The 24002-nt window shown below is 69.5% G+C and carries 21 protein-coding genes; 11 read left to right on the top strand and 10 right to left on the bottom strand.

The genetic code is table 11. From position 1 onward, the window contains the following. The first annotated feature begins 3 nt into the window (after positions 1–3). The 6 genes from BJY22_RS26880 (at position 4) to BJY22_RS26855 (ending at position 5827) form a co-directional block, all read left to right on the top strand. Positions 4–939, top strand: coding sequence for a carbohydrate ABC transporter permease (locus tag BJY22_RS26880; RefSeq protein ID WP_167211811.1), 936 nt, complete (start codon positions 4–6; stop codon positions 937–939). After that, entirely contained in the window at positions 936–1817 is an 882-nt protein-coding gene (locus tag BJY22_RS26875) for a carbohydrate ABC transporter permease (RefSeq protein WP_167211808.1), read from the top strand. The genes BJY22_RS26880 and BJY22_RS26875 overlap by 4 nt, the downstream gene beginning before the upstream one ends. Continuing rightward, complete coding sequence (locus BJY22_RS26870) at positions 1814–2689, top strand: NAD-dependent epimerase/dehydratase family protein (protein WP_337759170.1); 876 nt, start codon at positions 1814–1816, stop codon at positions 2687–2689. Before BJY22_RS26875 ends, BJY22_RS26870 begins: the two co-directional genes overlap by 4 nt. 1 nt (position 2690) lies before the next feature. Beyond that, the gene (locus tag BJY22_RS26865) at positions 2691–3944 is read left to right on the top strand and encodes an enolase C-terminal domain-like protein (protein WP_167211804.1); all 1254 of its coding nucleotides are present in this window, start codon (positions 2691–2693) and stop codon (positions 3942–3944) included. 63 nt (positions 3945–4007) lie between these two features. Further along, entirely contained in the window at positions 4008–5273 is a 1266-nt protein-coding gene (locus BJY22_RS26860) for an ROK family transcriptional regulator (protein ID WP_167211801.1), read from the top strand. Then, positions 5270–5827: a GNAT family N-acetyltransferase gene (locus BJY22_RS26855; protein WP_167211798.1), complete on the top strand. Its 558-nt coding sequence runs from the start codon at positions 5270–5272 to the stop codon at positions 5825–5827. Before BJY22_RS26860 ends, BJY22_RS26855 begins: the two co-directional genes overlap by 4 nt. Positions 5828–5854: 27 nt before the next feature. On the opposite strand, the gene BJY22_RS26850 is transcribed toward BJY22_RS26855, so the two are convergent. From BJY22_RS26850 to BJY22_RS26840, 3 genes are all read right to left on the bottom strand, one after another. After that, positions 5855–6943, bottom strand: a complete 1089-nt coding sequence (locus BJY22_RS26850) for a Gfo/Idh/MocA family protein (protein ID WP_167211796.1) — start codon at positions 6941–6943, stop codon at positions 5855–5857. 7 nt (positions 6944–6950) lie between these two features. After that, the gene (locus tag BJY22_RS26845; protein ID WP_167211793.1) at positions 6951–10766 is read right to left on the bottom strand and encodes a discoidin domain-containing protein; all 3816 of its coding nucleotides are present in this window, start codon (positions 10764–10766) and stop codon (positions 6951–6953) included. A gap of 122 nt (positions 10767–10888) precedes the next feature. Beyond that, positions 10889–12001: a tyrosine-type recombinase/integrase gene (locus tag BJY22_RS26840; protein ID WP_167211790.1), complete on the bottom strand. Its 1113-nt coding sequence runs from the start codon at positions 11999–12001 to the stop codon at positions 10889–10891. Between the two features lie 125 nt (positions 12002–12126). Between BJY22_RS26840 and BJY22_RS26835 the strand changes: the two genes are divergently transcribed. Beyond that, positions 12127–13281 carry a coiled-coil domain-containing protein gene (locus BJY22_RS26835; RefSeq protein ID WP_167211787.1) on the top strand — a complete coding sequence of 385 codons (1155 nt, stop codon included), beginning with the start codon at positions 12127–12129 and terminating at the stop codon, positions 13279–13281. Positions 13282–13390: 109 nt separating this feature from the next. Here BJY22_RS26835 and BJY22_RS26830 read toward each other — a convergent pair whose 3' ends face one another. Continuing rightward, positions 13391–14188 (bottom strand): NAD(P)H-binding protein, encoded by a 798-nt coding sequence (locus BJY22_RS26830; RefSeq protein ID WP_167211784.1) that lies wholly within the window; start codon positions 14186–14188, stop codon positions 13391–13393. Between the two features lie 56 nt (positions 14189–14244). Here BJY22_RS26830 and BJY22_RS26825 point away from each other — a divergent pair, with 56 nt between their 5' ends. Further along, on the top strand, positions 14245–14640 hold the full coding sequence (locus BJY22_RS26825; protein ID WP_337759169.1) for a winged helix-turn-helix transcriptional regulator: 396 nt from the start codon (positions 14245–14247) through the stop codon (positions 14638–14640). Between the two features lie 20 nt (positions 14641–14660). On the opposite strand, the gene BJY22_RS26820 is transcribed toward BJY22_RS26825, so the two are convergent. Then, positions 14661–15068 carry a hypothetical protein gene (locus tag BJY22_RS26820; protein WP_167211781.1) on the bottom strand — a complete coding sequence of 136 codons (408 nt, stop codon included), beginning with the start codon at positions 15066–15068 and terminating at the stop codon, positions 14661–14663. Positions 15069–15252: 184 nt separating this feature from the next. Further along, positions 15253–15966: a helix-turn-helix domain-containing protein gene (locus tag BJY22_RS26815; protein WP_167211779.1), complete on the bottom strand. Its 714-nt coding sequence runs from the start codon at positions 15964–15966 to the stop codon at positions 15253–15255. 145 nt (positions 15967–16111) lie between these two features. Between BJY22_RS26815 and BJY22_RS26810 the strand changes: the two genes are divergently transcribed. Then, complete coding sequence (locus BJY22_RS26810; protein WP_167211776.1) at positions 16112–16927, top strand: oxidoreductase; 816 nt, start codon at positions 16112–16114, stop codon at positions 16925–16927. Positions 16928–16960: 33 nt separating this feature from the next. Here the strand turns inward: BJY22_RS26810 and sepH are convergent, their stop codons facing one another. Together sepH and pepN are read right to left on the bottom strand one after the other, a co-directional pair. Further along, on the bottom strand, positions 16961–18463 hold the full coding sequence (gene sepH / locus BJY22_RS26805) for a septation protein SepH (protein WP_167211773.1): 1503 nt from the start codon (positions 18461–18463) through the stop codon (positions 16961–16963). A 188-nt stretch (positions 18464–18651) separates the two neighbouring features. Then, on the bottom strand, positions 18652–21108 hold the full coding sequence (pepN, locus tag BJY22_RS26800; protein ID WP_167211770.1) for an aminopeptidase N: 2457 nt from the start codon (positions 21106–21108) through the stop codon (positions 18652–18654). A gap of 34 nt (positions 21109–21142) precedes the next feature. Between pepN and BJY22_RS26795 the strand changes: the two genes are divergently transcribed. Both BJY22_RS26795 and BJY22_RS26790 read left to right on the top strand, forming a co-directional pair. Continuing rightward, positions 21143–22087 carry an aldo/keto reductase gene (locus BJY22_RS26795; RefSeq protein WP_202891277.1) on the top strand — a complete coding sequence of 315 codons (945 nt, stop codon included), beginning with the start codon at positions 21143–21145 and terminating at the stop codon, positions 22085–22087. Further along, entirely contained in the window at positions 22084–22845 is a 762-nt protein-coding gene (locus BJY22_RS26790; RefSeq protein ID WP_167211766.1) for a peroxide stress protein YaaA, read from the top strand. The genes BJY22_RS26795 and BJY22_RS26790 overlap by 4 nt, the downstream gene beginning before the upstream one ends. Before the next feature lie 17 nt (positions 22846–22862). On the opposite strand, the gene BJY22_RS41165 is transcribed toward BJY22_RS26790, so the two are convergent. Both BJY22_RS41165 and BJY22_RS41160 read right to left on the bottom strand, forming a co-directional pair. Then, the gene (locus BJY22_RS41165) at positions 22863–23237 is read right to left on the bottom strand and encodes a hypothetical protein (protein WP_202892257.1); all 375 of its coding nucleotides are present in this window, start codon (positions 23235–23237) and stop codon (positions 22863–22865) included. Further along, positions 23213–23818, bottom strand: a complete 606-nt coding sequence (locus BJY22_RS41160; protein WP_202891276.1) for an acetamidase/formamidase family protein — start codon at positions 23816–23818, stop codon at positions 23213–23215. Before BJY22_RS41160 ends, BJY22_RS41165 begins: the two co-directional genes overlap by 25 nt. Positions 23819–24002 lie beyond the last annotated feature (184 nt).

The raw sequence follows: 24002 nt of genomic DNA, 5'->3' as shown, positions 1-24002 counted from the left end.
CCGATGTTCCAGCGACGTACGTCCGATGCGTCACGGCAGAGCCGGAGCGGTGCCAGGTCCGTCGCGACCTGGTACCGCTCCGGCGGGCTCAGCAGCATCATCTTCGCCCTGCCCCTGGTGCTGATCTTCCTGTACTTCTCCTGGGGCCCGATCGTCCGCGGCCTGGTGCTCAGCTTCCAGAAGAACAACCTGGTCCAGGCGCCGGAGTGGGTCGGGATGGCGAACTTCAGCTATGTGCTGACCGATCCGCAGCTCCCGCAGGCCGCGATCAACACGCTGTACTTCGCGTTCCTGGCGCTGATCTTCGGCTTCCCGGTCCCGCTGTTCCTGGCTGTGTTCGTCAGCGAGCTCCGCCGTACCGGATGGCTCTACAACATGCTGTCCTACCTGCCGGCCGTCGTACCGCCGGTGGCCGCGATCCTGCTGTGGAAGTTCTTCTACGACCCGAGCGGCACGGGTGTGTTCAACACGATCCTCGGCTGGTTCGGGATCGGGCCGTTCGCGTGGCTGAACTCGCAGAGCCTGGCGATGCCGGCGATCGTGCTCGAGGCGACCTGGGCCGGCGCCGGGGCCACATCGATCATCTACCTGGCGGCGCTGACCGGCGTACGCACGGAGCTGTACGAGGCGGCAGAGCTGGACGGGGCCGGGATCTGGCGCCGGATCTGGCACGTCACGCTGCCGCAGATCCGCGGAATCATTCTGATCATGATGCTGCTGCAGCTGATCGGGACGTTCCAGGTGTTCACCGAGCCGTTCCTGTTCACCGGCGGCGGTCCGAACAACGCCACCACCACGATCCTGCTGCTGATCTACCGGTACGCCTTCATCAACGGTGACTTCGGCGCCGCGACAGCGCTCAGCGTGCTGCTCGCCGGGGTGCTGTGCCTGCTGTCGGTCGTCTACCACTTCGTCACTCGCCGCTGGAGTACTACATGAGTTACGAGCGCGGAGTCATCTCGACCGCGGACCGCCAGCGCGGTCTGGTCCGCTACGGCCTGCCCGCGATCCAGGTGCTGATCTTCGTCGGTGTCGTGATCGCCGGTGTCGGTCCGCTGCTCTGGCTGCTCAAGTCCGGTCTCTCGACCAGCCAGGACATCCTCCGCGGCCCGATGCAGCTGTGGCCGTCGGGCGTCCAGTGGCAGAACATCCCGGACGCCTGGAGCCGCGTGCAGATCGGCGCGTACCTCGGCAACACCGCGTTCATCGCGATCGGCTCGATGATCTCGACGTTGTTCGTGTGTACGACGGGAGCGTTCGTGCTGAGCGTGCTGCGGCCGAAGTGGGGCCCGATCGTCACGGGCGCCGTCCTCGCGACACTGTTCCTGCCCGGCGTCATCTCGCTGGTCCCGCTGTACATGACCGTCCTGAAGATGCCGCTGCTCGGGATCAGCCTGCAGAACACGTTCTGGGCGGTCTGGCTGCCACAGGCGGCCGGCGCGTTCAACATCCTGGTGATGAAGCGGTACTTCGACTCGATCCCGCGCGAACTGGTCGAGGCGGCCCGCATCGACGGCGCGAGCAACCTGCGCCTGTTCACGTCGCTGATCCTGCCGTTGTCGAAGCCGATCGTCGGCGTCGTCGCACTGCTGACGGTGATCGGTTCCTGGAAGGACTACCTCTGGCCGCTGCTGGTCCTGCCCGACCCACGCCTGCAGCCGATCTCGGTAGCCCTGCCCCGCGTAGCCAAAACCACAGAGATCTCCCTCCAGATGAGCGCCCTGTTCCTCGCCGTCCTGATCCCTGTGGTTTTGTTCTTACTGTTCCAGAAGCAATTCCTACGCGGCGTCGGAATGTCGGGAGGTATCAAGGAGTGACCGAACTCAACGGCCGGCGGGTGCTGGTGACGGGGGCGGCTGGGCGGATCGGGTTGGCTGCGGTGGCGCATCTGCATGCGGTGGGTGCGAAGGTGACCGCGTTGACCAACGTCGAGGATCCGGAGCTCAAGGCCGACCGGGTGCTGCTCGGGGACACTCGGTCCGAGGCCGACGTGGCCCGGGCGCTGGAGGGGGCGGAGTACGTCGTCCACCTGGCGGCGCTCCCGCACCCGTCGGCCGGTTCGCCGTACGACGTGTACTCGGTCAACGTGGTGTCGACGTTCAACGTACTGGCGCAGGCCGGTGCCCTGGGCATCGATCGCGCCGTGATCGCGAGCAGCATCAACGCGACCGGCGTACCGTTCAACCCGCACGAGATCCGGCCGGCGTACTTCCCGTGGGACGAGAAGGCGCCGAGTGATGTCGGCGACTGGTACTCGCTGTCGAAGCAGAGCGACGAGAACACCGCGCGGATGGCGTGGCGCCGGTGGGGGATCGACGTGGTCGCCTTCCGGTTCCCGCACGTGAACTCGCAGGACGCACTGCAGCAGATGTCGGACCACGTGCGCTCGAACCCCGACAGCGGAATGCGGGAGGCCTGGAGCTACCTGGACACCCGCGACGCGGCGTACGCGATCGAACTCGGGCTGACCGCTCCGCTGTCCGGCGCGCACACCTTCTTCGTCACCGCGTCGACCACGATCGCGCCGTACGCGACCGAGGACCTGCTGGACGCCTACATGCCGGAGGTACCGCGGTTGCGACGGTTCGTCGACCGCGAGGTGCCGATCGACCTGACCGCCGTACGGAGCGTGCTCGGCTTCCAGGCGCAGCACGAACTCGACCTGCCCACCCTTCCCTTGGAGCACTGATATGCCCTCGAACTTCGACCAGCCGTGGCCCGTCCGCGACGACATCCGGATCCGCGACGTGCAGGCGATCGTCACCGCACCGCAAGGCATCCCACTGGTGGTCGTGAAGATCGACACCACCGAGCCCGGTCTGTACGGACTCGGGTGTGCCACGTTCACGCAGCGGTGGAAGGCGGTGCAGACCTTCGTCGACGAGCACCTGGCCAGGCTGCTGGTCGGGCGGTACCCGGGTGACATCGGCGACCTGACCCGGCTGGCGTCGTACTCCGGGTACTGGCGTGGCGGACCGGTCACGAACAACGCGATCTCCGGGATCGACCAGGCGCTGTGGGACATCGCGGGCAAGCGCGCCGGCATGCCCGTGTACGAGCTGCTGGGCGGCAAGGTGCGAGCGGCCGCCGACACCTACATCCACGCGAGCGGCCGGACGATCGACGAGACGCTCGACCACGCTCAGAAGCTGATCGCCCAGGGCTGGCGGCACATCCGGCTGCAGATGTCGACCCCGGGCGGCGGCGGGTACGGCGCTCCGCAGGTGCCGACGCTCTACCCGGATGCGCCGTACCGCAACGGCTGGTCGGCGCGCGACTACCTGCGCACCACGCCGGAGCTGTTCGCGGAGGCGCGCCGGGTGCTGCCGGACAACATCGAGCTGCTGCACGACGTGCACTCGCGGCTGACGTCGAAGGAGGCGGTGCTGCTGGCTCGCTCGCTCGAGCCGTACCGGCTGTTCTTCCTGGAGGACGTGCTCGCTCCGGAGCTCTGGGATCGCCTTCCCGAGGTACGGGCAGCATCGCCGGTGCCGCTGGCGGTGGGTGAGCTGACCACGTCGCTGACCGACGCGGTACGACTGGTTCGTGAGTACGGCGTGGACTTCATCCGCTCGCACGTGTCCGACATCGGCGGGCTTACCCCGGCGCGGAAGCTGGCCGATCTCGCCGAGCTGTGCGGTGTCCGGACGGCCTGGCACGGTCCGGGGGACACGTCGCCGATCGGCGTGGCGGCGAACGTCGCGCTGGACGTGACGTCTGTTGCCTTCGGCATCCAGGAGGGGCACCTCTACAACGAGGCGACGTACGAGGTCTTCCCGGGCGCGCTGCGGATCGAGGACGGCTGGTTGCGGCCGAACGAGGCGCCGGGCTGGGGGATCGAGCTGGATCTGGACGCGGCGGCCCGTTATCCGGCGCAACTGTCCGGTCACGACGAGTGGGCGGCCGGGGTACGGCGGCTCGACGGTGCCCTCGAGGCGCCGTGATCCGCAGGACCGCGCAGTACGATCACGGCCAGTGAGTGTGACGGGCGAGGCGGGGAGGTGGAGATGAGCGATTCGGTCGACGGCCTGGCGGAGCTGCGCCGCGCCGGTGCGAACCAGTACGACCTGGGCTCGTTCAACGAGGCCGTGATCATCGAGACGATCCGGCTGGCCGGCATCATCAGCCGGACGGAGATCTCCCGCCGGACCGGTCTCACCCAGCAGTCGGTGTCGCGCATCCTGCGCATCCTGCTCCAGCAGGGTCTACTGGTGGAGGAGGCGCAGGAGCGCGCCGAGCGGCTCGGTAAGCCGCGGACGCCGGTGCGGCTGCGGTCGAACGCCGCGCACGCGGTCGGGATCCATGTCGACCCCGAGCTGCTGACCGTCGCCGTGGTCGATCTGGACGGCACGATCGTGCGCCGCGAAACGGTCGATCTGGCCGACGATCTCGAGGCGGACAAGCTCATCGACCTGACCGCGGCCACTGTGACCGCGGCGCTGAGCATCAGCCAGGTCGACCTGGACTCGATGCTCGGTGTCGGTGTCGCCGTACCGGGGCCGATCGACGCCGACGGGACGCTGCTCGCCCTGCCGTTGCAGCCGGCCTGGCGCGGCCTGAAGATCCGTCAGTTGCTGCAGCAGAAGCTGAACCATCCGGTGCTCGTCGAGAAGGACGGTACGGCGGCCGCGATCGGGGAGCGGTGGATCGGCCGCTCGGCGCGGGCGCGGGACTTCGCGTACCTGTACCTCGGGACCGGCGTCGGCTGCGGCCTGATCCTGAACGGGTCGATCTACCGCGGCGGGACGGCGAACGCGGGCGAGTTCGGCCAGATCACGGCGTTGCGGATGGGGGAGTGGGATCCGGAGAACGGGCCGCGGATGGTTGCGGAGTGCAACCCGACGGCGTCGCTGCCGGTGATCGCGGGCGAGTTCGGGTACGTCGAGACGGACGGCGCCGCGACGGACGAGGCCAAGCGGTACCGCGCGGTGTGCAAGGCGGCCGCGGACGGGGACGAGGCCGCGATCCGGGCGGTGTCCCAGGTCGCCCGGGTGATCGGCCAGGGCGCGGTCGGTCTGGTGGATCTGCTCGACATCGATCTCGTGGTGCTCGGCGGTCCGGCGTTCGGCAAGGAGATCTCGGAGATCTTCCTGACCGAGATCGGGCGCGCGGTCAACGCGCATCCGGTGGCCCGGGAGACCCGGCCGGTCGCCGTCGAGGAGTCGATGCTGCAGACCGACGCCGCCGCGGTCGGAGCGGCGTCGACGATCTTCCACGACGCGTTCACCCCACGGGTGTCGGGGTCGAGTCAGGCACGTAGGCTGCCGAAGTGATCGACCCCCGCCCGCTGACGCCGGACGTGCAGCTCCGGATCGCGACCCTTGACGACGCTCCCGCACTGGCCGACGCGCAGACGCTCAGCCGTGAACATCTCCGGCGCTGGGAGCCGGTCCGGACCGAGCACTGGTTCACGACGGCCGGCCAGCTCGAGCGGTTGACGTACCAGCTCGAGCGGTACAAGAACGGCCTGGTCGTGCCTTGGGTGCTCGTCGAGGGTGACCGGGTCGTCGGTGCGATCACCTTGAGCGACCTGGTTCCCGGGCCGTTCCGGAGTGCGAGCCTCGGCTACTGGGTATCCGTCGACTCGATCGGCCGCGGGCTCGCGACCCGCGCCGTCGAGGCGGTCGCCGAGATCGCGGACACCGAGTTGAAGCTGCACCGCATCGAGGCGAGCACCCTCACCGGCAATGCGGCGTCCCAGCGAGTCCTGGAGCGCACTGGCTTCCGGCAGATCGGCATGGCGCCGACGTACCTGCACATCGACGGCTACTGGCAGGACTGCAACCTGTACCAGCGCATCCTGAACGACCGCGAGCCCGGCGCCTAGTCGCGGCGCCGGGCCCACCGGGCTCGTTCAGCTGGGCGGCAGACCGATCCCGCGGGAGACGTCGACGTCGTCGTACCTGCCTTCGAGGACGTCGATGAACTTCACCGGCCGCTGCAGGGTCGAGGCGATGTAGACGCCGCGGACCGTGGCCAGCGCGTCGATGGCGTCCTGCACGGTGATCGCCGGCTGCGTGCTGTCCGCGATCGCCGTCAGGATGTCGTCGTACTGCGCCGGATGGCCGCCGGGATCGCCCGCGTCGACCGGCTGGTCCTCGGCGGACCCGTCGACGACCAGCCGGCGCAGGCGGTCGTCCTCGACCTCGGCACCGCCTTCGGTGCCGTGGACCGAGACACGCGTGCGGCCGCCGGGGAAGGCCGCAGTGGTCGCGTGCAAGGTGCCGACGGCACCGTTCTCGAAGGTGAGGGTGGCGACGACCGTGTCCTCGACCTCGATCGCGTGATGGGCGGCCCGCAGCGCCTGCGCCTGGATGGTGACCGGCCGGCCCATGAACCACAGCATCAGGTCGACGGTGTGCACGCCCTGGTTCATCAGCGCGCCGCCGCCGTCCTGCGCCCACGTCCCGCGCCAGCCCGCGGACGCATAGTACTCGTCGCTGCGCCACCAGGCGACCGTCGCGACCGACGAGGTCAGCTGTCCGAACCGGCCGGCGTCGATCGCCTGCTTGACCACGACGCTGCCCGCGTCGAACCGGTGCTGGCTGATCACCGACGACACCACGCCGTGGTTCGCGGCCCGGGTGGCCGCCGCGCCGAGGCGGCGGGCACGGACCAGGTCCACGTCGAGCGGCTTCTCGATCACCACGTGCTTCTTCTCGTTGAGCGCCTGCTCGGCCAACGCCGCGTGGGTACCGCTGGGCGTGCAGATCGCGACGAGCGTGACGTCCGACCCACTCAGCGCCGCGGTCAGGTCGTCGTACACCTTCGGCTCGGGCCGGCCGAGACCGACCAGTTCGGCCCGGAGTGCGTCCCGGGCCGCGGCGTCGCCGTCCACGAGGGCGGTGACGACCGCGTCCGGCCGTTCCGCGATGGTCTGGGCGTGGGTGCGGCCGATGATGCCGCACCCGACGATCGCGACCTGCTGTTGTGTGTCAGCCATCTCGCTCCTACTTCGGTCTGAAGTTGGCGGTCAGAATCTGGTCCGCGGTGACGGTGAAGGTGTACGACGGCGCTGTCGACACCACCGTCCCGTTCACGGTCCAGTCTCGGAAAACGCTATCCGATCCTGGCGCCGCCGTCACTGTGACCTGCGCGCCGACCTCGTACGTCCCGGGTTCGGACTCGTTGCCGACGATCGCGACCGTGCCGTTTCCGTTCGTCTGCACACTGATGCTGCGCTGGACCACGTTGATCACCATCACGTTGTGCAGCCTGGCCGATCCGTCGAGGGTGGCGCCGTTGTAACGGGCCAGGTTGGTCGCCTCGACGTCGCCGCTGAGCACCTTGACGGTGTGCCCGTCGGTCCCGAGGTTGTCGGTGCCGAGGTTGAACGCCTCGACGTGGCCGGAGTTGACCACGAGCCCGTCGTGGAAGCCGTACGCGAAGACGTTCAGCAGCGTCAGCCCGTGGGCGCCGTCGACGGTGACGATCTTCGCGGTCTTCCGCATGTACTTGTCGATGACGAGCTCGAAGATGCTGCCCTCGTTCATCCAGTACGGCTGCTGGTACCCGACCCGGGTGACGGCGTTCCCGTTGGACAGCACGCCCTCGATGCGCCCGTTCCGGCCGGGACCGATCGCGATCGCGTGGTCGAAGAACGCGCCGGCGACCTTCCGCACCACCACGTCGTCACCGCTCAGGTCGATGCCGTTCCACGCGTTCGGGAAACCGGCGTTGATGACGTAGTTGCCGCCGGCGTGACCGCGGATCGCGTACGGGTACGGCACGACGCCCTCGGCCCTGCCCGGGTTGTTCTCCGGGTAGAACACCCGCAGCCCGCGCACGCCGGCACGGTTCTGCAGCGTGATCAGCGCGGTGGTGGTGTCGCGCTCGAACGCGTGCAGCACGGTCCCGCCGCTCGCACCACCCTGATCGCGGTTCGGTACGGCGGACGCGCCGCGCAGCTCGACCTTCGCCGGGACGTTGAGATGCGTGCCGATCCGGTACCACCCGGCGGGCAGGTAGACGATCCCGCCGCCTTCGCGCCCGGCCTGATCGAGCACGGTCTGTACGTCACGCGTCGCGTCCTTCGCCGGCAGGTAGCCGATCCCGTGCGGCGCGTCGACGACGTACACCTTCTGCACCGGCTTGGGGAGCGGCTTCTGGTTGTACGTCGGCACGGTGCCGGACATGCGGTGGATGATGCCCGACTGTACGCCGGTGACCTCGGTTCCGGTGATCTTCACGTAGCCGCGCGCGTTGTTGACGATTCCCTCGACATGACCGCCCGCGAGGGTCAGTCCCCAGCGATCGTCGATCACGTCGACGAGCAGCCCGGTCCCGGTCCGCCGTACGTCGGGCTCGAAGAAGCTTCCGGTGAACTGCGCCCGCTGGCCGGCGACCACGTGGATGCCGACCGCATAGTCCGAGACGGCGACGCGGTAGAACTGGTCCCACTCGAGGTCGCCCAGGACGAGACCGGTGCCGTGCGCGCGGGTCCACGCATCGAGGGCGGCGCGGGCCGGCGGGCGGAACGCAGCCGGCGCGGACGACCAGTAGGAGTTGTTGAAGGCAACGTTCTCCCAGGTGCCGACATCGGCCCCGTTGTAGGCGCGAGCGCCTTCGAACAACGCCGTACCGCGCACGTTGCGGATCGTCGTCGACTCGTGCACCTGACCCGAGCTCGGGGCGTTGCCGCGGTCGTTGGGCATGGTGCTGACACCGATGCCGCGGTACGAGTTCAGCAGGGTGACGTCGGCAACCGTCGCCATCATGTAGTTCTCGTTGCCGATCCAGGCACCGCCGGGGATCTCGAACGTGTAGTTGTACGGAACCGGGGTCGTCGCGTGCTGGTTCGGGTAGTACGTCGTGACGCCGACGACGCCCGCGCTGCCGCCGATCCGGAACAGGCTCGGTCCGTCGTCGCCGGACGGCAGGTCCGCGATGACCACGGTGCCTGTGCCGACCTTCTGGCCGTGGTCGCCACGGACCGTGCAGAACGCGTGCACCTCGACCGTGTCGGTGACCCGGTAGCGCCCGGCCGGCAACCACACCGTCCCGCCGCCCGCGTCCTGGCAGGCGTACACAGCCTGCTGGATCGCTTTGGTCGAGTCACGCCGGCCGCTGCGGTCGGCGCCGTACTGCGTGGCATCGAAGTCGGCGATCACGCCGTCTTCAGTCGGGTTGCTCGTCTGCACGAGACGCGGCCGCGGTGTCACGACCGGTGCCAGCCGGAGTTGCAGTTCCTTGACGACGAACTCGTCGGCGCCGGTCATCGCGACGCGCACATAGCGAGCACTCGTCGTGGCGAACCGGGTCCGGCTGAACTGGTTGCCGCCCGGCGAGCCCGTCCGGCCGACGTTCGTGAACTTCTGGCCGTCGGTGGAGACCTGCACCGTGTAGTCGGGGGAGTACGCCGGCCCCCATTCGATGCGGACGTCGTTGACCGGCCGCGACTTGCCGAGATCGACCTGCAGCCACGAGTCGGCACCGCCGGACCAGGCCGTCTGATGGTTGTTGTCGTTGACGTTCGCGGGATCGGTCCCTCCGCTCGCGGACGCCGTACCGTCGTCGGCGAAGTTGGTGTCCACGACCGACGCGGTGAACGTGTCCAGGGCGGCCTGCAGCGTCGTCAGCGCCTCCTTGACCTGTACGTCGGTGACGCCCGGAGTGGACGCGATCGCCTGAGCGTTGTCGATCGCGTCCGTCAGTGTGGCGCGGCTGCCGACCGGGTACTGCCCGTCCCGCGTGCCTTCCCGGGCAGCCTTCTCGGCGCGGGCGGCCTCGCCGATCAGGTCTACGAGTCCTTCAGTGACGTCGAGTGTGGTGGCGACCTTGGCGACCCGGACCGCGGCGACCTTGAGGTCCACGGAGCCGTCGCCGTTGTGGATCCGGAAGTCGCCACCGTTCGAGCGGTTGGTCATCACGGCGTCCGGCAGCGCGAAGGTGTAGGTCTTCCAGGTCGCCGTGTCGCCGTACCGGACGACCTCGGAATTCTTGAACTTCTCCGGGATGGTCTCGCCGGGGGAGTCGTAGTGCAGCCCGAACTGGCCGTTGCCCTGGTCGAAGTAGTCGATGCTGACCAGGACGAGACTCCGGTTGTCGTACAGGTAGGTGTCGGCGACGTTCATGTAGAAGAAGTTCGTGCCCGGCGCGGGCGCGGTGCGGTCGGTCTGCCAGTACGGGCGACCGTCCTGGACGCCGGTGATCAGATGTGCGGCGTCGTCGCCGGCGCGGGGGCTGATCCCGCTCTGCACCGGTGTCGGACCGAGCTGTACCGAAGCGCCCGCCGTACTGATCCGCAGGGCCGCGACGGTGATGTCCGAGGTGCCTGACAGGCGGACGTCGGCGTCGCCGAGGCGGTTGGTGAACGCGATATCGGTCAGCGCGAACACGCCGGTCTTCCATGCGCCGGTGTTCGTGAGCTGGACGTCGGTCGCGCTCTGCTGGGGGTCGGCCTTGGCGTCGTACTGGAGCTTGAGGCTGCCGGATCCGGTGTCGAGATACGTCACCGTCACCAGGACGTCGTCGGTGCCGATCTCGTCGACGTAGTCGTGGTCCACGTCGAATTCGAGATAGCCGGTACCGGCGGCCTGGTTCGTCTGCCAGTAGGTGCGGCCTTGGTCGGTGCCGGTCCGCAGACCGGCCGGGTCGTCGCCGGCGGCAGGTTGCACGCCGAGCGTGGTCGGGCTCGGGCCGAGATCGGCACCGACTCCACTGGGATACATGGTGGCGGCCTGTGCCGCCGGCACTGAGACCGAGCTCGTGATCAAGCCGGCGAGAAGCACGGCGGGCAAACCCCGCGCGAGCAGGCGTCTGAACATGCTGAAACCTCCAGGTGGCGGACCGGAGCACACACGCGACTGCACTGCAGCAACAACTGCGCGGTTAAGTTAAACCAAGCGTGTTACTTATTCAAGACGTCGAGCCCGCGCCCGCGGAGGGTTCAGCCCGGGGACTTCAGGTGGCGGGGTACGGCGGTCATGATCCGGCCGAGATCGTCCGTGAGCGCGGCGACCCGTTCGGCGCGGCCGTCGTCGTCGATGTAGATCATGACGGTGCGGACGTCCGCGTGCCCGGACAGCTCCTGGAGGTCCTCGGCGCTGTGACCGCGCCGCTTCTGGTCGGTGATGGCGGTGGCACGCAGCGAGTGCGGGCCGATCGTTTCCGGGCGGGGGAGACCGGCGGCTCGGGCCAGGCGGCGGAGCAGTCGGGTGACGTCGTGCCGGTCGAGCCGGTCGCCGTCCGCATCGGCGATGAGCGGAGCCGGTCCCGTCCCGGTCCAGGCCGGGCGGCTCGCGCGGTAGAGGTCGAGAAGCTCGGCCACAGTGGTCTCGAGTGGGACGCGGATCGACTTCCCGCCCTTGCGGGTGACGACCAGCCACGTTCGCCGGCCCTCGTCCTGACGGTCGGTGTCGTTGGCACCGCAGAGCTCGGAGACTCGCAGGGCGCCGGTGTACAGGAGACCGACGATCAAGGCGTCGCGGACGTCACTCGCTGCCGCGAGCAAGGCGCCGACCTGATCAGCGTCCAGGACGCGCGCTGAGGTCGCGCGCCGCCCGCGGTGGAACTTCGGCCGGTGGTCGTCGTCGGAGATCGGGGACACCACGGGCAGGCCCCAGCCTGCGGCGTACCGGTACAGGCTGGACAGCGTCGACAGGCGGCGCGAGACAGAGGACGCGGCCGCTCCCGCGTCCTGCTGACAGGTCAGCCACATCGTCACCTCGCCGCGGTGCAGGTCGAGGCCGAACCGCTCGCGGCCAAGCTCACGTCGCGCCCAATCGGCCCACAGCAGCAGGTCGTCGGCGTACCCGATTCGCGTGTCGCGACTTGCCCGTCGGGTGCCGCCGAGCCACAGCACGACCAGTGCGGTCAGCTCGGGGGTCAGCGCTTCGGCGAGCAGGTCGAGGCGGTCGACGGGAGCCGTTTCCCGATCGCGGAGCGGTCGGCGGCGGCCGAGCGTGCGGCGCACGGCAGCCTCTGTCGTCGCGTCCGGCCTGGGGAGCTCGACGGCATTCTCCGTCGGGCGGAACACGAGCGGCGCCGGCAGATCGTCCACAGGAGAGAAACTAGCGCATAACGGGGATTATGCGCTAGTTCAGTTCGGTTTCGTTCGGTCAACTAGGTTGACGCTAACCATACTTAAATGGGAACTTTATCGACCTAATCCGATAGGGTGGCATCATGACGACGACGGAGGCGGAGCCCCTCGCGCGGAGCCGGCAAGGACTGTGCGAGTTTCCTGGGGTGAGTTGTGCGAACGCGAAGCAGGTCGATCCCGGCACGCCGGGGCGGCCGCCGAAGTACTGCGGCCGCGAAGGGGCAGGCGTCGACGGCAAGCCGGTCGTTCACAACAAGGCGAACGCATGGGCCGCGAAGAATCGCCTCGCCAGGCAACCGGTACGCCGTGACGCGGCCGCTCCCGGCTCCGAACCGGTGCCGGGCCCGGTGACTTCGGCCCGGATGACCCTCGAGCAGTTGATGAAGGGCAACCTGCCGCGCCTGGTGGAGGAGCTGGAGGGATACCTCGCGCAGCTGGCTGAGGCGGTCCGCACGTACGGCGATGCGGAAGCGGTCGCGGCCGAGGTGGAGCAGTTGCAAGCGGAATCGCGTGCGGAGCTGGCCGCCCTCGAGCGTCAGCGCGGCGAGGAAGAGCACCGGCGTCGGAAGGCGGAGCAGCAGGCCGCCGAAGCTGAGGATGCACGCGAGGAGGCCGACGAGGCAGCGCGCGAGGCCGTCGAGGCGCTCGACGAGGCTCGCGTCGATGTCGCGGTTGCCCAGGAAGCGACCGAACAGGCTCGGCGAGACGCGGCAGCCCTCCGTGAAAGCGCCGCCGCCGAGGTGGAGCAGTTGCAGCAGGAGCTGGCCGCTGCCCGTGAAGCAGCAGCTGCGGAGATGCAGCAGGTGCGCGCTGAGGCCGAGCAGCGCGTCCGCGACCTTCAGGCCACGGCAGAGGAACAGGTCCGTCAGGCCCGGAGCGAGCTCGATGCGGCACGGATCGCCCAGGCCGCAGCCGAAGCCGAGCGCCACACCGCACAGCAGACCGCGGACCAACTCCGCACCGAGCTCCGCCAGGAGCGCGAGCAACACCGGGCTGAGATGGACGCCCTTCGCGCCGAACACCGCACCGACCGCGAACAGCTACGGGCAGACCACCAGGCCCAACTGGCCGACGCCAAGCGATCAGCTGACGACCGCGTAGCCGCCGTGACTGCAGCACAACGAGCCGCCGAGCAGCTCGCCGAATCCCTCCGACACCAGCTGGCAGCCCTCTCCAGCCCGCCGCAAGCCCCCGAGCACCCCGCGGACAATCCACCGGCAACCGCCACGACCACCTAGCCGCCCACTCCCGTCCTTGCCAACTGATTCAGAGGAGCTGACGGAGAGCCGGACTCCGGGGTGGAGGGGGCAAGTGTTGTGGTCCTGGAACTGGTGGCTGTGCCGCGGCTTAGCGGAAGGCTTGGATGTTGCGGTTGACCCAGTCGGCGAAGGTGTGCGGCGGGCGGCCGAGGACTTTCTCGACGTCGGGGCTGATTGCTCGCTCGGCGGGGGTCGGTGTGCTGAGCACATCGAGCGTGGCCTCGACGACGGGCGGCGGCATGAAGGTGAGCATGCCTGCCCGAGCCTGTTCGCGGGTCAGCTCCGTGAAGCTGATCGGCGTACGGATCGCCTCCTGGATCACCTCGGCTTGCTGGCGGGGTGAGATGGCCGCGGGACCGGTCAGTGTGTAGACGGCGTTCGTGTGGGCGGGGTCGCGCAGTGCGGCCGCGGCGACCTCCGCGATGTCCTGCGGGTCGACAGCCGGAAGGGCTACGTCCGCGAAAGGTGCGGCCATCTCGCGCCGGGTCCGGATCGACTCGGCCCACGCCAAGGCGTTGCTCGCGAAGTTGCCCGGACGCAGGATCGTCCAGTCGAGATCCGACCCGGTGACCGCGTCCTCATGGACCGAGGAGTGGCGCTGGGTGGTGACGCCTTGGGACGAGAGCAGGACGACACGCCGCACGCCGGCGTCGCGGATCACGCCGACGACGTCCTGGAGGTTGCCGCTGGCAAGGAAGTCGGCGGAGGTGAGCAGGAAGACGGCTTTCGCGCCGTTCAGGATCGGTGCGAGGGTTTCGGGACGGGTGAGGTCGGCCTGGTGGCCGTCGCCGTGGCGGGAGACGGGGACGACATCCTCGCCGGCGGCGGTGAGGGTCTGGACGAGTGGGCGGCCTACGTTGCCGGTTGCTCCGGTGATCACGATCATGACGAGGACGCTACTGGCCGCGGGATAGTAGGTACCTAGAGGATAGTATTGGGATTGTGAGCGAGAGCACAGCTGGTGATGCAGGAGTCGATGCCGTGCAGGCTTGTCCGATCGCGCCGGTCGTGGACCTGGTCTTCAGCCGATGGACGACCCCGATCCTGTGGACGCTGAACGAGTTCGGGCAGCAGCGCTTCGTCGAGTTGCAGCGGCGGATCGGCGTGATCACGCCGAAGGTCCTGACCCAGCGCCTGCGCCAGCTGGAGCGCGACGGTCTGGTGACCCGTACGTACCACGCCGAGGTCCCGCCCCGCGTCGAGTACGAGATCAGCCCGCTCGGCCGCAGTCTCGCCCCGCTGTTCCACTCGCTCGCCGAGTGGTCTCCGAATCTCGCCAAGGTCGAAGCAGCCCGCCACCACTTCGACACCCACGAACCCGCCCACCGCCGCCCCTAGCCCCACCGAAACCCGGCCCGTCAGGCGACGCCGACGAGTTCGCGGGTGCGGAGGGTGTCGAGGAGCGCGAGGAAGTGGGTGGTGGCGTCGGCGAGGCGGAGCAGGCCGGCTTCGTGGTGGCGCCAGCCGAAGGCGAGTTCGCCGTCGATGACGTGTTCCTCGAGCGGTACGGCGTACCGGCTGAGCGTCACGCGGGACGGGCCGGTCTGCGGGTGGTGGTCGCCGCAGCCGCACTCGGCGGGGATCGCGATCGTGGTGAGCGCGTCGGGGGAGTAACTGCGCAGGCGGAGCGTCGTGCCGCGGGCGGTGAACCGGATGATCGTGGCGTCGGGCAGCTGCACGAGCAGCTCGACCGGTACGGCGTACGAACCGGGGAGGAGCCGGAGACCACGAGACGCGAGCAGATCGGCGAGAACCGGGAGATTCATGCGAAGTTCCTGTGAGTGCTGTGTCGGCGGGCGGGCCACGGAAAGGGGCAGGGCCTCGTGCGCCGGAGACGGCGCGCGTCAGCGACGACAGCAACAACACAGCATCTGCATGCCGAGAATGATGGCAGAGCGGCCGTATCCGGCCAAACACCGTCCGCGATCCGAGACGACTGTCCGTGATGCGTCAGCAAGGACGCCCGCGGCGTTGCCTGGTGAGGGTCTGCCGCCAGTGCTCGGCCGCCTGGGTCATGTCGCGGCCGAGGTACTCGAAGAACTGGCTGGTGGTGTGGAGCCGGTCGCCGGTAGGGGTGTGGCTGCCGAAGATCTCGGCACCTTGCCGGGCGGTGTTGGCCCACCGCACCATCGCCCGAGCGCTGGCCGTCCAGGCGCGGTACCAGGCGTCGACGTCGACGATGTAGCGCACCCGGCGAGCCTCCCGCTCCCGGGCGACAAGCTCGCGTTGCTCGAGCCACCGGATCGCATGAGAGATCGTCGCCGGGCTGACGTGCAGCTGGTGCACCAACTCCGCGGCGGTCAGGCTGCCGCCGTCGCTGATGAACAAGGCGGCGAAGACGCGCGCGGTCATGGGCGCCATCCCGGTCTCGATCATCAGGGCGACGAACTGCTCTTCGAACTCCCGGACCGATGAGGTCACCCCGTCCGCGGCGGCCGGGACGGTAGCGGGGGAAGAGTGCTTGCGGCGGCGGGCGCGCCAACTCGTCGCCAGCTGCGCGCGGGCGGCCCGATAGGCGTGAGGCCCGCCATTCCTGGCGATCTCACGGGTGACAGTCGACGTCGGCCGGCCCAGCCTCCGGGCGATCTCCGCATAGGTCCTGCCTGCCGCGAGCCCTTCGGCGATCCGGCGACGCTGCTCGGCCGTCAGCCGATCTCCTGGCACGAGAACACCCTTCCGACCCGATTGCAATCAGCTACACCGTCATTGCACCAATATTCCGCCGCTGACCTGCGCAAACGTGGGAGGTCAGTTGTCCAGCGACAGAATACGAACCTAGCCTCCTCATCGGACGAAGAGGAGAAGAGTCATGGAAAAGGTCGTACTCGTCACCGGCGCCTCCGCGGGGATCGGCAAGGCCACAGCGCTCGAGCTCATCCATGCCGGCCACATCGTGTACGGCGCCGCGCGGCGCGTGCCCAAGATGGACGACATCCGCGACGCCGGCGGCCACGTACTGGCCCTGGACGCACGCCGGCCGGAGGATCTGGAACGGGTCGTCGGCACGATCATCCAGGAGCAGGGCCGCCTCGACGTACTGGTCAACAACGCGGGCGCCGTCCTGCACGGCGCGGCCGAGGACATCCCGCTCGACCTGGCGCGCGACCAGTTCGAGGTGAACGTCTTCGCGCCGGCACGGCTGGCGCAGCTCGTCCTGCCCCACATGCGCGAGCAGGGATCCGGCACGATCGTGAACGTCTCCTCGATCGGCGGCGAGATCGCGCTGCCGCTCGGCTGCTGGTACTACGCGACGAAGCACGCGCTGGAGGCCTACTCCGACACGCTGCGCATGGAGGTCGAGCCGTTCGGCATCGACGTGGTCATCATCCAGCCGGGCATCATCAAGACCGACTTCGAAGACCGCACGGCCCAGGACCTGCGCGAGATCTCCGGTACGACGGCGTACGGCGAGATGGCCGAAGCCATGGCCCAGCGCGCCGAGGCCCAGCTCGGTGAGAACAGCCAGGGCAGCGACCCAGGCGTGGTCGCCACCACGATCCGGCAGGCCGTCGAAGCCGACAAGCCCGAGACGCGCTACGCGGTGGGCTGGATGGCCGACAAGCTCCTGGAACTCAACCGAACGCTGCCGGACCGCGAGTTCGACAAGCTCGTCAGGGGGAAGTAGCCCTCGCCTTCGACGTGAGGCTCGTGGCCAGGGTCAGTCGGCCTTCTTGCCGAACATGATCTCGTCCCAGCTCGGGACGCTGGCGCGCTTGCCGCGGCGGGCCGGCTTCTTCTTGGGCTCCGCCTGGGTGTCGTCGGCGGCGGGCTGGGCAGTCTCCGAACCTTCCGGAGCGGTGCCCCGGGTCTCCGCGACGGGGCGTGAGGCCGGCTCACGGGTCGGGTTCGCGCTGGTGTCGCGGGCGGCCGGGGCGTCGATGTCGGCGAGCTCGGGCTGCGACGGGCGAGGCTCGGAGGAGCCAGCCTGAGAGGGGCGGGCCTCGGTTGAGCGAGGGGCTGTCGAGCGGGGCTGTCGGCGGGGCGGCTCGGTCGGGCGGGGACGCGGCGCGGCCGGGCGCTCGTCGGCCCGGTCCTCCGCCCGGTCGTCGCTCCGGTCCTCGGTCCGGCCTTCGGTCCGGCCGTCAGCACGACCCTCGGCGCGGGTGTCGGCGCGGATGTCGGCGCGGTCGGTGATGCGCTCGGGGGTGCGGGCTTCGGGCGCGGCGGGGGAGGCGTAGGTGGGTGGGTCGGTCGGGCGTTCCACCGCGCGGACGGCGGGACGGGGAGTAGGTGGCTGGTCGACGGGGACGTCGATCAGCGTGGGCTCCTCGTCCGGGTTCGGCACCGAGTGGACACGGCGCGGTCCGCGCTCCGTGTCGCGGGCAACCTCACGACCCTCACGAGCAGGCTCGCGGCTGACTTCGCGCGGGTACGGCTCGCCGGTCTCGCGAGTGCCCGGGTGGTTGCGGCGACGAAGGGCGACCGTGTCCTCGAAGCCGGCCTCGTAGCTGTCCGCGCCGTGGTCGGGCGCGAGCGTGGGGTCGATGTCGGCGACTGCGGCCAGCCGGCGTTCGCCGGGCTGCGGCTGAACGGGCGTGGGCATGACCTGCGCCTGTTCACCGACCAGCCAGCGCGCCTCGTCGTCGTCGGGTACGGCGTACCGCCCGGGGGCGTCGTACGCGAACATCGCGATCTTCTCGTCCTTCTGCGGCTCCCCGGAGTCGTCGGTGTCCTCGGACTCGACGAAGTACGACACGCGCACCGCCCACCGGCCGTCCTCGCGCCGCCAGGCGTCCCACTCGGCCGAGGCCGGGTCGACCTGCCGCAGCCGCAGCCGGTCGGTGACCCAGGCGCCCAGGTTCCGGGTGGGGGCGTCACCGCCGCCACGACGACGGACCGACGCACGCTGCGCGAGGCTCGCGATGTGGTCCCGCTCGGCCAGGACCGGACCGGCGAACGCCATCACGCGTTCCATCGGCATCTGGGCGACGGCAGCGACCGCCTCGGGACTTTCGCCGGCGCGGATACGAGCCTGGATGTCTCGTGGGCGCAGCGCGCTCTCCATTTGAATCTCCAGCTGGCCGAGTCGGGCACGGTCGCCGCGGAGGGCCGCACGCAACCGGTCGTCGACCGGAACGGCGAACTCCTCACCCGTCTCCGCCATCGCCAGGACGAGTTGCCTTCCGTCCTGGCTCAGACCGACGAGCCTCGCCTCGCGCATTGACCTTGTTCTCCTGTGCGGTTCTCGACAGTCTCTCCCGGGACGTGCTGCCTGACCAAGACCGGCGCGCCGTGCCGCCCGGTCATTGTGGAGGTTACGTCACGAAATCACATCTTGCCTGGTCACCAGGGTCCTCCTGGTCACACCAGTCACAGTAGTCACAACACGGTGTGACGGCGAACCCCTGGTCAGCCGGCGTACGCCGAACGCACCGCAAGAGCACGTTTCAGGTCGTCCGCGCAGTCGCCGACGGACCGCCGGATCCCGGCCGCGACGGCCTCGTCGGCGATCAGGTCGGCGGCCCGGTCGACGACCCGCTGCTCGATCGCGTACCGGGGGAACGCCAGCTTCGCGCTCGTCGCGACGACCCAGCCCGAACGCAGCTTCTCTGTGCCCGCGATCTCCGCGAAGTACCGGTCGACGTACGGCGCCGTGAGCTCGGCCTGTGTCGGGTGCCAGAACCCCTCGCACGCGGCGTACAGCTCGTAGTTCGCGACGTCGGCGTCCGTGACGATCTGCGTCCAGGCCCGCTCCTTGGCCTCCGGCGTCGGCAGCGCGGCCCGGCAGCGGGTCGCGTGGACGACACCCTCGGACGAGGTGTCGCGCTCGAGCTCGGCGTCGATCTCCGCATCGCCGATCGCACCGAGCCGCGCGAGCTGGAGCAGGACCGTCCAGCGCAGGTCGGCGTCCATCGCGAGACCGTCCGGCACACCCTCGCCGGTCAGCCAGCCCTTCAGTACGTCGCCGTCGCCGGTGAACCGCACGTACCCGCGAGCGACCGCGAGCTGCAGGCTGCTCCCGGCAGGCGTGGTCCGCAACCGGTCGCGGAGCGCGTCGGCCAGCCGGCCACGGTACGGCTCGTACGGCAGGTAGATGCCGAGCAGATGCGAGGTCGCCCAGCCGGCCATCGTCGCGACGGCGATGTCGCTGGTCTCGTCCGGCACCATCCCGAGGAGGACGTCGAACCCGAGCTCCGGGTCGAGCTCGGCGTCGGCCACCGCGTCCCGGATGCTGTTCAGTACGACGGCTCGCGTCACGCCGTCCTCGATCTTCGGCAGTACCGCGGCCAGGTTCGCCAGGCTGCCGGCGTCGAGCCGGATCTTCGCCCAGCTGTCGTCACCGGCGTCCGGGATCACCACCGCGACCGACGGATCGAGCTCGACGTCCACCTCGTCGGCGTCGAGCAGTACGTCGACCGCCGTACGGCGACCGTCGGCGTCGTACCCGGCAACGGTGAGCTTGTGCGGTCGTGACGCCGGATAGGCCTCGGGCGCCTTGCGGTGCAGCGTGACACCGCTGTCCGTCCGCGTCACGCTGATCGTGTCGAGGCCCGGCGTCCGCAGCCACGCCTGCGCCCAGTCCTCGAGCCCGACCGCGCCGGCCTCGGTCCACTTGGCCAGCAGGTCGGCGAAGGTGGCGTTGCCGAACTCGTTCGCCGCGATGTGCGCGTTGACGCCGGCCAGGAACACGTCGTCACCGAGGTACGCCGCCAGTTGCTTGAGGACCGCGGCGCCCTTCGCGTACGAGATGCCGTCGAAGTCGTCGAGCGAGGCGAGCGCGTCCTTGACCGCGTCGGCGGCGACCGGGTGGGTCGAGGACCGCTGGTCGGCCTGCAGGCCCCACCACTTGCGGATGTAGGCGAAGTCGATCCAGTTGTCGGTGTACCGGGTCGCGTCGGTGGACACCCGGTGCGCCATGTACTCGGCGAACGACTCGTTCAGCCACAGGTCGTTCCACCACTTCATCGTCACGGTGTCGCCGAACCACTGGTGCGCCATCTCGTGGACGATGGTCCGCGCGCGGCTGCTGCGCTCGCCGTCGGTGACCGCGGAGCGGAAGACCATCGAGTCGCGGAACGTCACGCAGCCCGGGTTCTCCATTGCGCCGGCGTTGAACTCGGGCACGAACGCCTGGTGGTACTCGCCGAACGGGTACCGGTAGCCGAACATCCGGTGGTACTCGTCGAAGGACTGTTTGGTGACCTCGAAGATGTCCGCGGCCTCGCGCTCCAGCGCCTCCTTCAGCGACTGCCGCGAGACCACGCTGAGGGCGATGCCGTCGTGCGAGTCGGTGATCTGGTGGTACGGCCCGGCGACAATCGTCACGAAGTACGTCGACAGCGGTTTGGTCTCGGCGAGCTGCCAGCGGCCGGGGGAGACCTGCGTCGAGCCGCCGTTGCCGAGCACCAGCCATTCCTGCGGGGCCGTCACCGTGAGCCGGTACGGCGCCTTGAGGTCGGGCTGGTCGAAGCACGCGAAGATGCGCGGGCCGGCGTCCAGGAACGACATCGCGTAGGTGTAGGCGAGACCGTCGGCGGCGTCGACGGCGCGGTGCAGGCCTTCACCGTCGTGGGAGTACAGCATCGTCGCGACGACGACCAGTTCGTTGTCCGGCTGCAGGCCGGTGAGCTCGAGCCGGCCGTCGTTCAGGCCGGCCACGTCGACGGCGGTTCCGTTGAGCGTGACCGAGATCAGCTCGTCGGGTTTCACGTCCACCCAGCTGGACCGGTCGGTGGCGGTGAACCTGATCGTGGTGGTGGACCCGAACGTCCGCTCGCCCTGGGTGAGGTCGAGGTCGACGTCGTACGACTGGACGGAGAGCGCGGCGGCCCGAGTGCGGGCGCCGTCGACGGTGAGACTCGGCATGAGGGCCACTGTATGCCGTGACTAGGCTGAGCACATGACGGATATGGAGTACCGGCAGCTGGGCGACTCGGGTCTCACGGTGAGCGTTGTGGGACTGGGTTGCAACAACTTCGGCCGGCGGCTCGACGCGGACCGGACGGCGGCCGTGGTGAACGCCGCGGTCGACGCCGGGATCACGTTGTTCGACACCGCGGACATCTACCGCGGCGACCACGGGTTCAGCGAGGAACTGCTCGGCAAGGCGCTCGGATCGCGCCGCGACGAGGTCGTGATCGCGACCAAGTTCGGCGGCGACATGGGCGGTGTGAACGGCCCGGACTGGGGCGTCCGCGGCTCCCGCCGGTACATCCGCAAGGCGGTCGAGTCGAGCCTGCAGCGGCTCGGCACCGACTGGATCGATCTCTACCAGCTGCACTTCCCGGACCCGGTGACGCCGATCGAGGAGACGCTGGCGGCGCTGTCCGAGTTGGTTGCCGAGGGCAAGGTGCGGTACCTCGGCAGCTCGCAGTTCGCCGCCTGGCAGGTCGTCGACGCCGACTGGACGGCGCGGTCGAACGGGTTCGAGCACTTCGTCAGCGCCCAGAACCAGTACTCCCTGCTCGAGCGCGACGTCGAGGACGAACTCGTCCCGGCCTGCGAGCACCTCGGCCTCGGCATCCTGCCGTTCTTTCCGCTCGCCTCCGGTCTGCTCACCGGCAAGTACAAGCGCGGTACGTCGGCACCGGAAGGGACCCGTCTCGCGACGCAGCCCGAGCGGCTGGCGCGGGCGGACTTCGACCGGATCGAGGCGCTGGAGACGTTCGCGGCCGAGCGCGACCTGACGATGATCGACGTCGCGATCGGCGGCCTGGCGGCGCAGCCCGCGGTCGCCTCGGTGATCGCCGGCGCCACGACCCCGGAGCAGATCGCGCAGAACGTCGCCGCCGGGAGCTGGCAGCCGACCGCCGCTGACCTGGCCGCGCTGGACGACCTGACGTGACGCTCATTCTGCTGCCGCCGTCGGAGGGCAAGACCGGACGGTCGCGCGGCCGCGCCGTCGACTTCTCCACGCTGTCGTTCCCGGAGCTGAACCCGGTCCGCGAGCAGGTGCTCGAGACGCTGGCGAAGGTCTCCGCCTCCGCCGATGCCCACGACGTGCTCGGTGTGGGCGCCTCGTTGCAGCACGAGGTCGACCGCAACACCCGCTGGCGCACCGAGCCGTCCGTCCCCGCCTCGGAGCTGTACTCCGGGGTGCTGTACGACGCGCTCGGCTACGCCACGCTCTCCGCCGGCACGAAGCGCCGCGCCGCGAATCGGCTGCTCGTGATCTCGGCGGCGTGGGGTGCGCTGCGGCCGGCCGATCGCGTCCCGCCGTACCGTCTGTCGATGGGTACGACGCTGCCGGGCCACGGGCCGCTCGCGTCGGTGTGGCGCGATCCGCTGAACGCCGTGCTCGTGGACGTCGACGGTGTGATCGTGGACTGCCGGTCGTCGACGTACGTCGCGGCGTGGCGGCCGACCGGTGACCAGGCGGACAAGTGGGTCTCGGTGAACGTGGTCCGCGAGCGCGACGGCGTACGGTCGGTCGTCTCGCACAACGCCAAGCACACCCGCGGCCTCGTCGCGCGGCATCTGCTCGAATCCGGCAAGGATCCCGGTACGCCGAAGTCGCTGCACAAACTGGTGAGCGAGCGGTGGAACGCCGAGCTCGACCGCACAGGCGCCGGTTGGACCTTGACCGTGGTGGAACACGGGTAGCGGGTATCACACAGGTGTCAGCCGAAGTCGGCCTTGCGGATGATGCCGTGGACGCCGGTGGTGCGGTCGACGACCTGGGAGACCTCGAAGTCGGCCGCGGCGGACAGATAGGCGTACGCCGTGGCGCGGTCCATGCCCTGATCGGTCTCGAGGAAGTCGAGCGCGTTGATCACGGCGCGACGCATGGCGATGTTCAGGTCGTTGCCCTGACCGTTCTGGCTGCCGTCCGGGTCGGACAGGCCGATCGGCACCCAGGCCTGCGGCGTCTCCGCGAACGGGTATCCGAAGGCCACCGACGGCGCGTCACCGGAGCCCTTCGTGCAGACCGTCAACCGGAACGTCGCCCGCAGCGAACCCTCCAGCGCGGTCAGGGCGACCTCGCCGTTGCCCATCGCGAAGTGCGGATCGCCGACGTGGAACAGTGCGCCGTCGGTGACCCCGAGCCGGCGAACGCGACCCCCATCAGCCCCATGAACGGGTTCAGCGGGAAGGTCACCTTGCCGCTCGCCATCACCCCGCGCCCGCCGCGGACCGGCGTGAACACCGAGACGTTGCCGTAGCGGGCCGGGTCGCCGGTCGCCCGGCCGTCCGTCGCCACCGGCGGCATGATCTCGTCGAGGGTGATCCCGGCCGGGACGGCGCCGCCGGCCAGCCGGGGGAGCGCGCCCTTCCCGTGCCGGCTCGACACCACGCCGTACGGCACGCGGGGAAGCATCGACAGCATCTCGATCTTGAGGACGTCGCCAGGTCTGGCGTTCTGGACGAAGATCGGGCCGGTGACGACGTGCGGTCCGTCGACGTCGAAGTTCCGCGTGGTCCGGTCGTAGTCGCGGGCGATCGCGATGGCGTCGTCGAGCACCGACGACCTGCTGACGCCGTGCTGGGCGAAGTACTCGACCGGATCGCGTCCTTGGTCCTCGAGGATGCCCTCGTGGGACACCGTGTCGACGGTGACCGTGTCCCCGGAGCGCATGGTCAGCACCGGCGTGCTGTCCAGTGACGGGACGTAACCCCACCGGACCTGGTCGGGCGTCGACCGCAGGTAGTGGCGGCCGTGGGTCGGAGGGCAGCGGCCTGCTGACCAATCGTTGCCATCGACATCTCCTCACTGGATGGTGTGGCCTGTCTACCGGCCCGGCATTTCGGCACCGTGAAGC

This window comes from Kribbella shirazensis, assembly GCF_011761605.1.
Taxonomy (GTDB): Bacteria; Actinomycetota; Actinomycetes; order Propionibacteriales; family Kribbellaceae; genus Kribbella; species Kribbella shirazensis.
The sequence above is the reverse complement of the archived record's forward strand: the minus strand, read 5'-3'. Positions and strand labels throughout refer to the sequence as shown.